We start from the raw sequence: 14,621 nt of genomic DNA, 5'->3' as shown, positions 1-14,621 counted from the left end.
GAGGGGGAGGGGGCGCGGGAGGCGGGGACCGGGGCGCGCGAGGAGGGCCTGCGGCGGGCCGTCAGCGCGCCGGGGAACGCCTCCTGATCTTCGAGCCCAGCCACACCAGCGGGTCGTACTTGCGGTCCACGGCCCGCTCCTTCAGCGGGATCAGCGCGTTGTCGGTGATCTTGATGCCCTCGGGGCAGACCTCCGTGCAGCACTTGGTGATGTTGCAGTAGCCGAGGCCGTGCTCGTCCTGGGCCGTGCGCTTGCGGTCCAGGCCCGTCTCCTGGGCCGCGTCCAGCGGGTGCATGTCCAGCTCCGCGACCCGCATCAGCAGACGCGGGCCCGCGAACGCCTGCTTGTTCTCCTCGTGGTCGCGGACCACGTGGCAGGTGTTCTGGCACAGGAAGCACTCGATGCACTTGCGGAACTCCTGGGGGCGGTCCACGTCCTCCTGCATCATGCGGTACTCGCCGGGGCCGAGCCCGGCGGGCGGCACGAAGGCGGGCACCTGCCTGGCCTTGACGTAGTTGAAGCCGACGTCCGTGACCAGGTCGCGGATCACCGGGAACGCGCGCAGCGGCGTCACCGTGACCGTCTCCGCCCGGTCGAAGACCGACATGCGGGTCATGCACATCAGCCGGGGCCGCCCGTTGACCTCCGCCGAGCACGAGCCGCACTTGCCCGCCTTGCAGTTCCAGCGCACGGCCAGGTCCGGAGCCTGGGTGGCCTGGAGGCGGTGGATGATGTCGAGCACCACCTCGCCGTCGTTGACCTCGACCGCGAAGTCCTCCAGACCGCCGCCCGACGCGTCTCCCCGCCACACCTTGAAGCGGGCCCGGTAGCTGCTCACTCGTACAGCTCCTCTTCGGTGAGGTACTTGACCAGCTCCTCCTTGGCGAACAGGGCGAGCAGGTCCGGACGGATGGGGTCGGTGGTCTCCCGCTCCAGGGTGATCCGGCCGTGCGCCGGGTCGGTCACCGCCGGTCCGCCCGCGGGGTCGGTGAGCCGGCACAGCAGGGTGATCCGGCGCCACCTGCGGTCCATCGACGGGTGGTCCTCGCGGGTGTGCCCGCCGCGCGACTCGGTGCGCTCCAGCGCCGCCCGTGCCACGCACTCGCTGACCAGCAGCATGTTCCGCAGGTCGAGCGCGAGGTGCCAGCCCGGGTTGAACTGCCGGTGCCCCTCCACGCCGGCCCTGCGGGCGCGTGCCCGCAGCTCGGCGAGTTTCTCCAGGGCCTGCTTCATCTCCGTCTCGCGGCGGATGATGCCGACCAGGTCGTTCATCGTCTGCTGGAGCTCCTGGTGGAGGGCGTACGGGTTCTCCGGCGGGCCGCCGGCCGGCTCCGCGGCCCGGGCCGAGAACGGGCGCAGGGCCTCCTGCGCCGCCGCGTCGACCTGGACGTCGTCCACCCGGGGCCGCGCCCCGGCCGTGCCCGCCGCGTACTCGGCCGCGTACCGGCCCGCCCGGCGACCGAAGACCAGCAGGTCGGACAGGGAGTTCCCGCCGAGGCGGTTGGAGCCGTGCATACCGCCCGCCACCTCACCGGCCGCGTACAGGCCCGGCACCCCGCGCGCCGCCGCCGTGTCCGAGTCGACCGCGACGCCGCCCATCACGTAGTGGCAGGTGGGGCCGACCTCCATCGGCTCGGCCGTGATGTCGACGTCGGCCAGCTCCTTGAACTGGTGGTACATCGACGGCAGCCGGCGCTTGATCGCCTCGGCGGGCATCCGGGTCGACACGTCCAGGAACACGCCGCCGTGCGGGGAGCCCCGGCCCTCCTTCACCTCGGTGTTGATCGCCCGCGCCACCTCGTCGCGGGGCAGCAGCTCGGGGGGACGCCGGTGGTGGTCCGGGTCGTCGTACCAGCGGTCGGCCTCCTCCTCCGTCTCGGCGTACTTCTCCTTGAAGACGTCGGGGACGTAGTCGAACATGAACCGCCGGCCGTCGCGGTCGCGCAGCACCCCGCCGTCGCCGCGCACCGACTCGGTGACGAGGATGCCCTTCACCGACGGCGGCCAGACCATCCCCGTCGGGTGGAACTGCACGAACTCCATGTTGAGCAGGGGCGCCCCGGCCAGCAGGGCCAGCGCGTGGCCGTCGCCGGTGTACTCCCACGAGTTCGACGTCACCTTGAAGGACTTGCCGATGCCGCCGGTCGCGAGCACGACGGCGGGCGCCTCGAGGACGAGGAAGCGGCCCGTCTCGCGCTCGTAGCCGAAGACCCCCGAGACCCGGTCCCCGTCCTTGAGGATCTGCGTCACCGTGCACTCCTGGAAGACCCGCAGCCGGGACTCGTAGTCCCCGGTCTCCCGGTGGTCCTCCTGCTGGAGCGCGACGATCTTCTGCTGGAGCGTGCGGATCAGCTCCAGGCCCGTGCGGTCGCCGACGTGCGCCAGGCGCGGGTACTCGTGGCCGCCGAAGTTGCGCTGCGAGATCCGGCCGTCCTCCGTCCGGTCGAACAGCGCGCCCCAGGTCTCCAGCTCCCACACCCGCTCCGGGGCCTCCCGCGCGTGCAGCTCGGCCATCCGCCACTGGTTGAGGAACTTCCCGCCGCGCAGGGTGTCGCGGAAGTGGACCTGCCAGTTGTCGCCCGCGTTGACGTTGCCCATCGCGGCCGCGATGCCGCCCTCGGCCATCACCGTGTGCGCCTTGCCGAACAGCGACTTGCAGATCACCGCCGTACGGGCGCCCCGCTCCCGCGCCTCGACGGCGGCGCGCAGCCCGGCCCCGCCGGCGCCCACCACGACGACGTCCCATTCCTGCCGGTCGACCACGGACATCACAAGGCCCCACTCATCTAGAAGAAGCGCGGATCGTCGAAGACACCGGACGCGACGAGGTAGACGTAGAGGTCGGCGAGCGCCACGCTCAGCAGCGACGCCCAGGCGAGCTGCATGTGGCGGGCGTTCAGCTTCCCGGCCCACTGCCACATGCGGTAGCGCACCGGATGCTTCGAGAAGTGCTTGAGCTTGCCGCCGACGATGTGCCGGCAGGAGTGGCAGGAGAGGGTGTACGCCCAGATCAGCACGATGTTGACCAGGAACACCAGGGTGCCCAGCCCCATGTGGCCCCACGCGTAGCGCTCGTCGCGGAAGGCGAGCACGGTGTCGTAGGTCAGGATGCCCGCGACCGGGATCGCGGCGTAGAAGAAGTACCGGTGGAGGTTCTGGAGGACCAGCGGGAAGCGGGTCTCCCCGGTGTACCTGCGGTGCGGCTCGGCCACCGCGCAGGCCGGCGGGGACGCCCAGAAGCCCCGGTAGTAGGCCTTGCGGTAGTAGTAGCAGGTCAGGCGGAAGCCGAGCGGGAAGACCAGGATGATGATCGCGGGGGACAGGCCCCACCAGCTCCCGAAGATCTCCCAGTTCGGCCCGGCGCGCATCGGCTCGCACCGCTCGGCCAGGCAGGGCGAGTAGAACGGCGAGACGTACGGCGCCGCGTAGTAGTGCGCGCCGGCGAAGGCCCGCCACGTCGAGTAGACGACGAAGGCCAGCAGGCCGGCGGCCGTGGCGGCGGGCGCCAGCCACCAGCGGTCGGTCCGCAGGTGCGGGGCGTCGATCGCGGCGCGCGCCGGGGTGCGGACGCCGCCGCTAGGGGGACGGGGATCGGTGGCTGGGGGTTCCGTACCAGTGGCCAATTCCTGACTCCGGTCGGTGCGGGTTCACGGGGCGCGGCGGTCGCGGGCGCCGAGGCCCTCGTCGTCCGAGTCCGTCCACAGGGAGAAGTCGTACGGCGTGTCGGAGATGGTGACGAGGTCGGAGCGCTGCTGAGCGGTGGGAGCGGTGGTGGCCTCGCGCAGCAGCGCGACGCTCTCCCGCAGATGGTCGGCGTCGGTGCGCACCCGGCGTATCTCCAGGCTCCCGCCGCCGACGCGCTGTTCCAGGCGGCTCACCGACCGGGACAGGTCGTCGAGGCAGCGCTGGATCGCCGTCAGTTCGTCGTGCACGGACATGACTCGCCCTCGCTTCCACGGGTCCTTCGGGCCCAAGGCGGCAACGTTCATGCGCCTGAGAGTGTCGCGCGTCACACCACGCCCTGTGAAGGGATGTGCACCGATCGGCCGAGGCGCGTGGCGGCGCGCGCCGGATGCGTTGCGCCGCCCGGGTGGGCTTCCCGTCCGCAGTCGCCGTGTCGCCCTCCGTTCCCGAAGCCTTTCCTCTTCAGTGACCGCATACATCTGATGAGTTCATATATGCCCAAAGCTGACAATACGCCCGCGGCTTCCCGGAGGTAACCAGAGATGTCCCACGACGGCGTCGGACTGCGCGCGGTCATGCGCTCGGCCGCCTTCCTCACCGCGGGGACGCTCGCGGTGCCCGCGCTCACCGGCTGCGGCTCTGCGGACCCGGCCGGCAGGCCGCAGGCCGGACAGGACATCGCCGCCGCCGCCCGCGCCCGGGTGGCCGACGGCGGCACGCTGCGCTGGGCGGTGGACGCCGTGCCGGACACCCTGAACGCGTTCCAGTCCGACGCCGACGACACCACCACCCGCGTCGCCCAGGCCGTCCTGCCGTCGATGTTCCGGCTGAACGCCAGCGGCCGGCCCGAGCGCAACCCCGACTACCTGGAATCGGCCGAAGTCGTCGCGACCGAGCCCAAGCAGGTCGTCCTCTACAAGCTCAACCAGCAAGCCGTGTGGAGCGACGGCCGGGAGATCGGCGCCGCCGACTTCGCCGCCCAGTGGCGTGCCCTGTCCGGCCGGGACACCGCCTACTGGACCGCCCGCAACGCCGGCTACGACCGCATCGAGAAGATCCAGCGCGGCGCCGACGACCTGGAGGTCAAGGTCACGTTCAGCCGGCCCTACGCCGACTGGCGGTCGCTGTTCACACCGCTGTACCCGAAGGACGTCATGGGCACCCCGGACGCCTTCAACGACGGGGCGCGGCGGAGGCTGGAGGTCACCGCCGGCCCCTTCGCCGTCGAACGGGTCGTCCGCAGGTCCGGCGAGGTGGTCCTCACCCGCAGCCCGCGCTGGTGGGGCGAGCCGGCCAAGCTGGACCGGATCGAGCTGCGCGCCGTGCCGCGCGGGAAGCGGGCCGCCGCGCTGGCCGCCGGCCGGATCGACCTGGCCGAGATCGACCCGGCCACCGCCCGGCGCGTCACCGCCGCCGCCCGGGCCGCCGGCGCCCCCCGGCCGGGCTCCGGGCGCCCGGCCGCCGCCGACGCACCGGGCTCCCGGGCGGCCGCCCACGGCTTCGACGAGAAGGCCTCGGACGAGGGGAGCGGCGCCCGCGGACTCCGCCACGGGAGGGACCGGGCCCTGCGGGGCTTCGAGGTGCGCAAGTCGCTGGAGCCGGCCTACACGCAGCTCGCGCTGAACGGCGCCGACGGGCCGCTCGCCGACGAACGCGTCCGCCGGGCCGTCGCCCGCGCCCTCGACCGCGAGGCGCTGGCCGCGACGGTCCTGAAACCGCTCGGCCTGCCCGCCGCGCCGGTCGGCAGCCATCTCGCCCTCCCCGGCCAGGCCGCGTACGCCGACAACAGCGGCGCGCTCGGCGAACAGGACACCAAGGAGGCCAGGGCCCTGCTCGGGGACGCCGGGTGGGTGCCCGGCGGGCCGGCCGAAAAGCGCGGGAAGGGCGAGAAGGCGGCCGGCCCGGAGGGCGGCGCGGCCGAGGAGGAGTCCGACGGCGGCGCCGAGGGGACGTACATCGTCGGGGAGGACGACAAGAGGGAGGAGAAGCGCGGGAAGCGCGACGACGACCGCGGCGACGGCGGCGAGGGGGCCGACGGCAAGGCGCGCCGCGAGGCCGGCCGGGAGCGGGAGGACCCCCCGCGCGGCGACGAGCCGCGGGACGGCGAGCCCGGCGCGTACGCCCCCAAGGGCACCGCCGTCCCGGCGGGCGCCGCCGCGCCGCTCGCCAAGGACGGCAAGCGGCTCACCCTGCGCTTCGTGCTCCCCTCGGGCCCGGGCTCCGGGACGCTGCACACCGTGGCCGGCCGCATCTCCCGGATGCTGGCCCGGGTCGGCATCCGCACGGACATCTCCAAGGTCTCCGACGAGTCCTACTTCACGGACCACATCGCGTCCGGCGCGTACGACCTCGCCCTGTACTCCTGGCCCGCGTCCGCCTTCCCCGCCACCGACGCCCGCCCCGTCTACGCCAAGCCGGTCCCGGGCGCCGACGGCTCCCTGAACGTCGAGCAGAACTACACCCGCGTCGGCACCGACCAGGTCGACCAGCTCTTCGACCAGGCCGTCGCGACCCTGGACGAGGAGGAGGCCCGCTCCCTGATCCGCAAGGCGGACGCCCGCATCTGGGCGGTGGCCGGCTCGATCCCGCTCTACCAGCGTCCCCAGCTCACCGCCGCCCGGAAGAACCTCGCCAACGCGGGCGCCTTCGGCTTCGCCACACCGGTCTACGAGGACATGGGCTTCTTCGCGAAGGGCGCGAAGCGGGCGGCCGCCGGCTGACCCGCGGGGCGCGCTTCGGTGAGCGGCCCGGCGGGCGGCGGACAGCGGGCGGCGGACGGCGGCCCGGCGGTCCGGCAGGCGGCGGACGGCGGGCGACGGGCGGGAAAAGACCTTTTCACCTGCGTCGTTCCCCACCGGCTCACCTCAACGGGTGCGGCCCCGTACCATGGGGTGAGGCCGTGGCGTGTTCAGCCCGGCAGGGCCCGCGTACCGAGGACGTACGCGAGAGCCGTCCTCACCACTCCGGGAGTAAGCCGCAATATGGCTGTGTCCACTCGTCACGACATCCGCAACGTCGCCATCGTCGCCCACGTCGACCACGGCAAGACCACCATCGTCGACGGCATGCTCAAGCAGGCCGGCGCCTTCGCCGCCCACCAGCTCGACCAGGTCGACGACCGTGTCATGGACTCGAACGACCTGGAGCGTGAGAAGGGCATCACGATCCTCGCCAAGAACACGGCGGTGAAGTACCACCCCAAGGACGGCGGGGAGCCCATCACCATCAACATCATCGACACGCCCGGCCACGCCGACTTCGGCGGCGAGGTCGAGCGCGGCCTGTCGATGGTGGACGGCGTCGTCCTGCTCGTCGACGCCTCCGAGGGCCCGCTGCCGCAGACCCGGTTCGTGCTGCGCAAGGCGCTCCAGCAGCGGCTGCCGATCATCCTGTGCATCAACAAGACGGACCGGCCGGACGCCCGGATCGACGAGGTCGTCAACGAGACCTACGACCTCTTCCTCGACCTGGACGCCGACGAGGAGCAGATCGAGTTCCCGATCGTCTACGCCTGCGGCCGGGACGGCGTCGCCTCGCTGACCAAGCCGCAGGACGGCACGGTCCCGGCCGACTCCGACTCGCTGGAGCCGTTCTTCTCCACGATCCTGGAGCACATCCCCGCCCCCACCTACGAGGAGGGCGCCCCGCTCCAGGCGCACGTGACCAACCTGGACGCCGACAACTTCCTCGGCCGCATCGCGCTGCTCCGCGTCCACCAGGGCGAGCTGAAGAAGGGGCAGACCGTCGCCTGGATGAAGCGCGACGGGTCCGTGCAGAACGTGCGGATCAGCGAGCTGATGATGACCGAGGCGCTCACCCGCAAGCCCGCCGAGAAGGCCGGCCCCGGTGACATCTGCGCCGTCGCCGGCATCCCCGACATCATGATCGGCGAGACCCTGGCCGACCCGGAGAACCCGGTTCCGCTGCCGCTGATCACGGTCGACGAGCCCGCGATCTCGATGACCATCGGCACCAACACCTCCCCGCTGGTCGGCCGCGGTGCCACCGGCAAGGGCGCCGACAACAAGGCGGCCGTCAAGGACCGCAAGGTCACCGCCCGCCAGGTCAAGGACCGCCTCGACCGCGAGCTGATCGGCAACGTCTCGCTGCGCGTCCTGGACACCGACCGGCCCGACGCCTGGGAGGTGCAGGGCCGCGGCGAGCTGGCGCTGGCCATCCTGGTCGAGCAGATGCGCCGCGAGGGCTACGAGCTGACCGTCGGCAAGCCCCAGGTGGTCACCCGGGAGATCGACGGCAAGACGTACGAGCCCGTCGAGCGCATGACCGTCGACGTGCCCGAGGAGCACATGGGCGCGGTCACGCAGCTCATGGGCGTCCGCAAGGGCCGCATGGACAACATGTCCAACCACGGCTCCGGCTGGGTCCGCATGGAGTTCGTGGTGCCCTCGCGCGGCCTGATCGGCTTCCGCACCGAGTTCCTGACGCAGACCCGCGGCACGGGCATCGCCCACTCCATCCACGAGGGCTTCGAGCCCTGGTTCGGCCCGCTGCAGACCCGCAACAACGGCTCCCTGGTCGCCGACCGCGCCGGTGCGGTCACCGCGTTCGCGATGACCAACCTCCAGGAGCGCGGCGTGCTGTTCGTGGAGCCGGGCACCGAGGTGTACGAGGGCATGATCGTCGGCGAGAACTCCCGCTCCGACGACATGGACGTCAACATCACCAAGGAGAAGAAGCTCACCAACATGCGGTCGTCCACGGCCGACGTGACCGAGTCGATCGTCCCGCCGCGCAAGCTGTCGCTGGAGCAGTCCCTGGAGTTCTGCCGCGACGACGAGTGCGTCGAGGTCACCCCGGAGGCCGTCCGCATCCGCAAGGTCGTCCTCGACCAGCGCGAGCGCGCCCGCGCCGCGAGCCGCGCCAAGCACGGCTGACGCGCCGGGCGCGGCGACGCGCCGAGCGCAGCTGGAACGCCGTCGTACGGCACCACCGGGCATCCCGCGTCGCGGGGTGCCCGGTTCGCGTTTCGGCGGGCGCCCGGCCCGGGCGGGAAGGGGCAGCCGGGGACACAGGGCGAGAAATCAGGGGTGCAGAGGGAAAACCCTGCATTCCGGGGCGAGGGCCCCGCGCGCCCCGTTGCGCCCGTTAGGCTGCTGTGGGAATGGAGTCCGGCCGCTGTGCGCCTGCGCCGGCCGGCGGTTCCCGCGCGTCGGCCCGCTGCCGGGCCGGACGGGACCGGCGGGGCGAGGCGGCGGACCGGATCCGCGGTCCGGGCCGACGGCCCGGGCCGGTGAGTGAGACCCGCCGCACACCGCCCGCGCCGTGAAGGGGTGTGCCGACCGCGGCCCTTGGCACATCGGCCATGACGGCTGCAATCGGTTTTCCACGCCGCGTGTCCGGAATGCGGACACCTGCCGCCGATAGATGTGTAACAAGTCCGTTTCGCAGGGATCTTTCGGCAAACACTTTGTCCGGATTTTGGAAGATGTACGGGCGAGGTGTGATCGAACCGAGACCTCAGGGGTGTGGTTCGGCCAGGGCCCATGGCAGATAGTTAGGCGCGTAGAGCTCGGTTGAACGGGTCACGCGCTGCAGGCGCCGACTCACGAGCGAGGGGGCACCTGACCATCCCAGGCACCGGTGACGGCGCCGTGTCGCGTGCCCACCCATGCGGTGAACCATTGGACTCTTGAGGAGGAACCCATGCGCGGTGCGAAGAGCGCCAAGTGGGTCGCGATTGCCGCGGTTGTGGCGCTGGGCGCGACCGCCTGTGGTGGTGGCAGCGGCGACGAGGGCGACGGCAAGGCCGCGATCGACCCGAACGGCAAGTTCTCGGTCGAGGTCGGCGAGCCGCAGAACCCGCTGCAGCCGGCGAACACCATGGAGTCCAACGGCAGCATCGTCACGCGGGCGCTGTTCACCGGTCTCGTCGACTACGACTCGAGCGGCAAGCTCGTGATGATGAACGCCCAGTCCGTCGACACCACGGACAACAAGACCTACACGGTCAAGCTGAAGCCGGGCTGGACGTTCCACGACGGCACCCCGGTGACCGCCGAGTCCTACGTCAAGGCGTGGAACTGGGCCGCGAACCCGGAGAACAAGCAGACCAACAGCTTCTGGTTCTCCGACATCAAGGGCTACGCCGACGTCGCCCCCGCGAAGGGCAAGCCGAAGGCCACGGAGATGTCCGGCCTGAAGGTCGTCGACGACACCACCTTCACCATCGAGCTGGAGAAGGCGCTGCCCTACTTCACCTACAAGCTGGGCTACGAGGTCTTCTCGCCGCTGCCCGAGTCCTTCTACAAGGACCCGAAGGCCGCCGGTGAGAAGCCGGTCGGCAACGGCCCCTACAAGTTCGTCAGCTGGCAGCACAAGAAGCAGATCGAGGTCGCCAGGTACGCCGACTACAAGGGCCCGAACAAGGCCAAGAACGGCGGCGTGATCTTCAAGAACTACTCGAAGCTGGAGACGGCCTACCAGGACCTGAAGTCCGGCAACCTCGACGTGATGCGGCAGGTCGCCCCGCGTGACCTGCCGGTCTACAAGGCCGACCTCGGCGACCGCGCCGTGGACCAGCCGTACTCCTCGATCCAGACCATCGCGGTGGCCTTCTACACCAAGCAGTGGAAGGACATCGACCCCAAGGTCCTGCAGGGCCTGTCGATGGCGATCGACCGCGACACCATCACCAAGACGGTGCTCCAGGGCACCCGTGAGCCCGCCACCGGCTGGGTCGCCAAGGGCGTCCTCGGCTACCAGCCGAACGCCGCCGGCGACATCACCAAGTACGACCCGGCCAAGGCGAAGCAGCTCATCAAGGCGGGCGGCGGCGTCCCGGGCAACAAGATCTCCATCCAGTACAACGTGGACGGCGGCCACAAGGAGTGGGTGGAGGCGGTCTGCGGCTCCATCACCAAGGCGACCGGCGTCGAGTGCGTCGGCGACTCCAAGGCGGACTTCCAGGCGGAGCTCAACGCCCGTGACAACAAGGAAGTCAAGTCGCTCTACCGCTCCGGCTGGGTGCTCGACTACCCGTTCATCGCCAACTTCATCCGCGACCTGTTCGGCACCAACTCGGACGGCAACAAGGGCGGCTTCTCCAACAAGGAGATCGACCAGCTGATCGCCCGGGCCGACTCCGCCAAGACGCTGGAGGAGTCGGAGAAGCTGTACCAGGAGATCGAGAAGAAGCTCCCCGAGCACATGCCGAGCATCCCGCTCTGGTACTACAAGGTCAACGCGGGCTACTCGGAGAAGGTCACCGGAGTCAAGTACGCCCAGGACGGCGACCCGGTCCTGACCGGCGTTCAGGTCAAGAAGTAACCGCTGACGACAGCGTGTGCCGTGCCGCCCCCGCAGACGGGTGCGGCACGGCGCCGGCCGATCGGCCGGGGGGCCCTTTTCGCCGCGCATGTACGGAAACCCACGGGGAGTCCGTCCGTGCGCGGGGAAAAGGGCCTGCCGCTGTGACTGACATGGAGGCACCATGGGGCGCTATGTCGTGCGACGACTGCTCCAGATGATCCCGGTGTTCATCGGGACGACCCTGCTGATTTTCCTGATGGTCTACGCCCTGCCCGGTGACCCCGTGCGAGGGCTCTTCGGCGACAAGGGTGCGAGCCCCGCGGTCCTGAGATCGCTGCGGCACGAGTACGGCCTCGACAAGCCCGTCCTGGTCCAGTACTGGGACTACATGCGGAACATCGTTCTGCACTTCGACTTCGGCACGCAGATCGCCAGCGGACGCCCGGTCACCGACATCCTGGGCGAGGCGTTCCCGGTGACGCTGCGGCTGGCCGGTCTGGCGTTCGCCATCGAGGCCACCCTCGGCATCCTGCTCGGCGTGGTGGCGGGCCTGCGCGCGGGCAAGGCGGCCGACACCGCGATCCTGTTCCTGACGCTGCTGCTGATCTCGGTGCCCGTCTTCGTCCTCGGCTACATCTTCCAGGTGGTGTTCGCCTTCCAGCTGAACTGGCTGGAGCCGTCGGTCATCGACGACACCAACCTGAGCCAGCTGCTCATGCCGGCCCTCGTGCTGGCCTGCGCGTCGCTCGCCTACGTGGCCCGGCTGACCCGCACGTCGGTCGCGGAGAACCTGCGCGCCGACTACATGCGCACGGCCGTCGCCAAGGGCCTGCCCCGCCGCCGCATCGTCGGCGTGCACCTGATGCGCAACTCCCTCATCCCGGTCGTCACCTTCCTCGGCACCGACATCGGCGCCCTGATGGGCGGCGCCATCGTGACCGAGGGCATCTTCAACATCCACGGCGTCGGCGGCACCATCTACGAGTCGATCGTGCGCCGCGAGGGCACCACGCTCGTCGGCCTGGTCACCATCCTCGTTCTCGTCTACCTCCTCACCAGCCTGATCGTCGACCTGCTCTACGCGGTCCTGGACCCGAGGATCCGTTATGCCTGAGCTGACCAAGACCGCCGACGACGCAGTCGTCGCCACCGCCTCGCACGTGCCGGACAAGCCCAAGCCGGAGAAGACCCGCAGCCTGTGGGGCGACGCCTGGCGGGACCTGCGCACCAACTGGGTGTTCATCGTCTCGGCGGCGCTGATCCTGATCCTGCTGCTCATGGCCGCCTTCCCGGGCCTGTTCACCGACGCGGACCCGAACGACAAGGACCTGGCCAACCACTACCTGCAGCAGCCGAACTACGGCCACCTCTTCGCGGCCGACTGGCTGGGCTACGACGCCCAGGGCCGCAGCGTCTACGCCCGCACCATCCACGGCACGCGCGCCTCGCTCCTCGTCGGCGCGGGGACCGCCCTGGTCGTGACCGTGTTCGGCGGTCTGATCGGCATGCTCGCCGGTTACTTCGGCGGCTGGCTCGACGCCGTGCTGTCGCGCATCACGGACATGTTCTTCGGCATCCCGTTCCTGCTCGGCGCGATGGTGATGCTCAACTCCTTCACCGACCGCTCCCTCCCGGTCGTCATCGGAGCCCTGGCCTTCCTCGGCTGGACGCAGACGGCCCGCGTGATGCGCGGATCGGTCATCACCGTCAAACAGGCGGACTACGTGCAGGCGGCCAAGGCCCTGGGCGCCGGGACCAGCCGCATCCTCCTCCGCCACGTGCTGCCCAACGCGGTGGCCCCGGTGATCGTCGTCGCCACCATCTCGCTCGGCGTCTACATCGGAGCCGAGGCCACGCTGTCCTTCCTGGGCCTGGGCCTGGACGGCGTATCGTGGGGCAACGACATCTCCGACGGCGGCAACCAGATCCGCGTCGCGCGGTACATCATGCTCTACCCGTCGATCATGCTCAGCATCACGGTGCTGGCGTTCATCATGCTCGGTGAGGCGGTCCGCAACGCCCTCGACCCGAAGATGCGCTGAGGGAGGCGTACGTGACCACCATCGAAGAAACCACCCCCGCGCCCTCGCCTCGTGCGGGCGGGGCGGACGGCGGCCCGCTCCTCGAAGTGCGCGACCTGCACGTGGAGTTCCACACCCGGGACGGCGTCGTCAAGGCCGTCAACGGCGTCAACTACAGCGTCGGCGCGGGCGAGACCCTCGCCGTGCTCGGCGAGTCCGGCTCCGGCAAGTCGGTGACCGCGCAGGCCGTCATGGGCATCCTCGACATGCCGCCGGCGAAGATCCCCCAGGGCGAGATCCTCTTCCGCGGGCAGGACATGCTGAAGATGTCCGCGGAGGAGCGGCGCACCATCCGCGGCCGGCGGATCGCCATGATCTTCCAGGACGCGCTCAGCTCGCTGAACCCGGTGCTGAGCGTCGGCTACCAGCTCGGCGAGATGTTCCGCGTCCACCAGGGCCTGTCCAAGAAGGACGCCAAGGCCAAGGCGATCGAGCTGATGGACCGGGTGAAGATCCCGGCCGCGGCGGCCCGCGTCGACGACTACCCGCACCAGTTCTCCGGCGGTATGCGCCAGCGCATCATGATCGCCATGGCGCTGGCCCTGGAGCCGGACCTGATCATCGCCGACGAGCCGACCACCGCCCTCGACGTCACCGTCCAGGCCCAGGTGATGGACCTGCTCGCGGAGCTCCAGCGCGAGTACCACATGGGCCTGATCCTGATCACCCACGACCTCGGCGTGGTTGCCGACGTCGCGGACAAGATCGCGGTGATGTACGCGGGCCGGATCGTGGAGCGGGCCCCGGTCCACGAGCTGTACAAGCGTCCCGCGCACCCCTACACCAAGGGCCTGCTGGACTCGATCCCGCGCCTGGACCACAAGGGCCAGGAGCTGTACGCGATCAAGGGCCTGCCGCCCAACCTGCTGCGCATCCCGACCGGTTGCGCCTTCAACCCGCGCTGCCCGCAGGCCCGGGACGTGTGCCGGACCGACATCCCGGACCTGTTCCCGGTCACCGAGCGGGACGGCACGGAGCTGGCCGGCCGCGCTTCCGCCTGCCACTTCTGGAAGGAGACGCTCCATGGCTGAGCTCAGCAAGACCGACGAGCCGCAGGACGGCACGCCGAACGTCTCCGAGGTGGAGGTCGTGGACGCCGCGTCGGAGACCGAGGCGGTCGCGGCGATCGAGGCGCCCGTCGGCCGGGGCGAGCCGATCCTCCAGGTGCGCAACCTGAAGAAGCACTTCCCGCTCACCCAGGGCATCCTGTTCAAGAAGCAGATCGGCGCGGTCAAGGCCGTCGACGGGGTCTCCTTCGACCTGTACCAGGGCGAGACGCTGGGCATCGTGGGCGAGTCCGGCTGCGGCAAGTCCACCGTCGCCAAGCTCCTGATGAACCTGGAGCGGGCCACCGCCGGCGAGATCTTCTACAAGGGCCAGGACATCACCCGGTTGTCCGGGCGGGCGTTGAAGGCGGTCCGCCGCAACATCCAGATGGTGTTCCAGGACCCGTACACCTCGCTCAATCCGCGGATGACGGTGGGCGACATCATCGGCGAGCCCTTCGACATCCACCCGGAGGCGGCTCCGAAGGGCGACCGGCGCAAGCGGGTGCAGGAGCTGCTGGACGTGGTCGGGCTGAACCCG

The 14,621-nt window shown here is 70.6% G+C and carries 11 protein-coding genes; 7 read left to right on the top strand and 4 right to left on the bottom strand.

The features are described 5' to 3' along the window. Nucleotides 1–61: 61 nt before the first annotated feature. From ACIBAI_RS27540 to ACIBAI_RS27525, 4 genes are read right to left on the bottom strand one after another with little or no spacing between them, the layout of a single operon-like run. Entirely contained in the window at nucleotides 62–838 is a 777-nt protein-coding gene (locus ACIBAI_RS27540) for a succinate dehydrogenase/fumarate reductase iron-sulfur subunit (protein WP_399038360.1), read from the bottom strand. Further along, on the bottom strand, nucleotides 835–2,769 hold the full coding sequence (locus tag ACIBAI_RS27535) for a fumarate reductase/succinate dehydrogenase flavoprotein subunit (protein ID WP_399038359.1): 1,935 nt from the start codon (nucleotides 2,767–2,769) through the stop codon (nucleotides 835–837). Before ACIBAI_RS27535 ends, ACIBAI_RS27540 begins: the two co-directional genes overlap by 4 nt. 17 nt (nucleotides 2,770–2,786) lie before the next feature. After that, complete coding sequence (locus ACIBAI_RS27530; protein WP_399038357.1) at nucleotides 2,787–3,623, bottom strand: hypothetical protein; 837 nt, start codon at nucleotides 3,621–3,623, stop codon at nucleotides 2,787–2,789. A 24-nt stretch (nucleotides 3,624–3,647) separates the two neighbouring features. Further along, nucleotides 3,648–3,938 carry a hypothetical protein gene (locus ACIBAI_RS27525; RefSeq protein ID WP_399038355.1) on the bottom strand — a complete coding sequence of 97 codons (291 nt, stop codon included), beginning with the start codon at nucleotides 3,936–3,938 and terminating at the stop codon, nucleotides 3,648–3,650. Nucleotides 3,939–4,226: 288 nt separating this feature from the next. Here ACIBAI_RS27525 and ACIBAI_RS27520 point away from each other — a divergent pair, with 288 nt between their 5' ends. The 7 genes from ACIBAI_RS27520 to ACIBAI_RS27490 all read left to right on the top strand — a co-directional run. Beyond that, nucleotides 4,227–6,404, top strand: a complete 2,178-nt coding sequence (locus tag ACIBAI_RS27520) for an ABC transporter substrate-binding protein (protein ID WP_399038354.1) — start codon at nucleotides 4,227–4,229, stop codon at nucleotides 6,402–6,404. A gap of 267 nt (nucleotides 6,405–6,671) precedes the next feature. Beyond that, a complete protein-coding gene (gene typA / locus ACIBAI_RS27515; RefSeq protein ID WP_399038428.1) occupies nucleotides 6,672–8,579 on the top strand; it encodes a translational GTPase TypA in 1,908 nt (635 codons plus the stop codon). A gap of 769 nt (nucleotides 8,580–9,348) precedes the next feature. Beyond that, nucleotides 9,349–10,971 (top strand): ABC transporter substrate-binding protein, encoded by a 1,623-nt coding sequence (locus ACIBAI_RS27510; protein ID WP_399038353.1) that lies wholly within the window; start codon nucleotides 9,349–9,351, stop codon nucleotides 10,969–10,971. Between the two features lie 163 nt (nucleotides 10,972–11,134). Further along, the gene (locus tag ACIBAI_RS27505; protein WP_344605810.1) at nucleotides 11,135–12,067 is read left to right on the top strand and encodes an ABC transporter permease; all 933 of its coding nucleotides are present in this window, start codon (nucleotides 11,135–11,137) and stop codon (nucleotides 12,065–12,067) included. Further along, a complete protein-coding gene (locus tag ACIBAI_RS27500; RefSeq protein WP_399038351.1) occupies nucleotides 12,060–12,995 on the top strand; it encodes an ABC transporter permease in 936 nt (311 codons plus the stop codon). Before ACIBAI_RS27505 ends, ACIBAI_RS27500 begins: the two co-directional genes overlap by 8 nt. Before the next feature lie 11 nt (nucleotides 12,996–13,006). Further along, entirely contained in the window at nucleotides 13,007–14,065 is a 1,059-nt protein-coding gene (locus ACIBAI_RS27495; RefSeq protein WP_344605814.1) for an ABC transporter ATP-binding protein, read from the top strand. Beyond that, nucleotides 14,058–14,621 (top strand): ATP-binding cassette domain-containing protein (locus ACIBAI_RS27490; protein ID WP_399038349.1); only part of this gene is annotated, 564 nt, incomplete at its 3' end. The genes ACIBAI_RS27495 and ACIBAI_RS27490, both read left to right, overlap by 8 nt.

This window comes from Streptomyces sp. NPDC051041 (genome assembly GCF_044456065.1).
GTDB lineage: Bacteria > Actinomycetota > Actinomycetes > Streptomycetales > Streptomycetaceae > Streptomyces > Streptomyces glaucus.
This window is presented reverse-complemented; position numbering and strand designations above follow the sequence as displayed.

Excerpts from the sequence above, each read along its gene's own strand:
- ACIBAI_RS27535 (WP_399038359.1), bottom strand. The coding sequence starts at position 2,769 with ATGTCCGTGGTCGACCGGCAGGAATGGGACGTCGTCGTGGTGGGCGCC.
- ACIBAI_RS27525 (WP_399038355.1), bottom strand. The coding sequence starts at position 3,938 with ATGTCCGTGCACGACGAACTGACGGCGATCCAGCGCTGCCTCGACGAC.
- ACIBAI_RS27520 (WP_399038354.1), top strand. The coding sequence starts at position 4,227 with ATGTCCCACGACGGCGTCGGACTGCGCGCGGTCATGCGCTCGGCCGCC.
- ACIBAI_RS27510 (WP_399038353.1), top strand. The coding sequence starts at position 9,349 with ATGCGCGGTGCGAAGAGCGCCAAGTGGGTCGCGATTGCCGCGGTTGTG.
- ACIBAI_RS27505 (WP_344605810.1), top strand. The coding sequence starts at position 11,135 with ATGGGGCGCTATGTCGTGCGACGACTGCTCCAGATGATCCCGGTGTTC.
- ACIBAI_RS27500 (WP_399038351.1), top strand. The coding sequence starts at position 12,060 with ATGCCTGAGCTGACCAAGACCGCCGACGACGCAGTCGTCGCCACCGCC.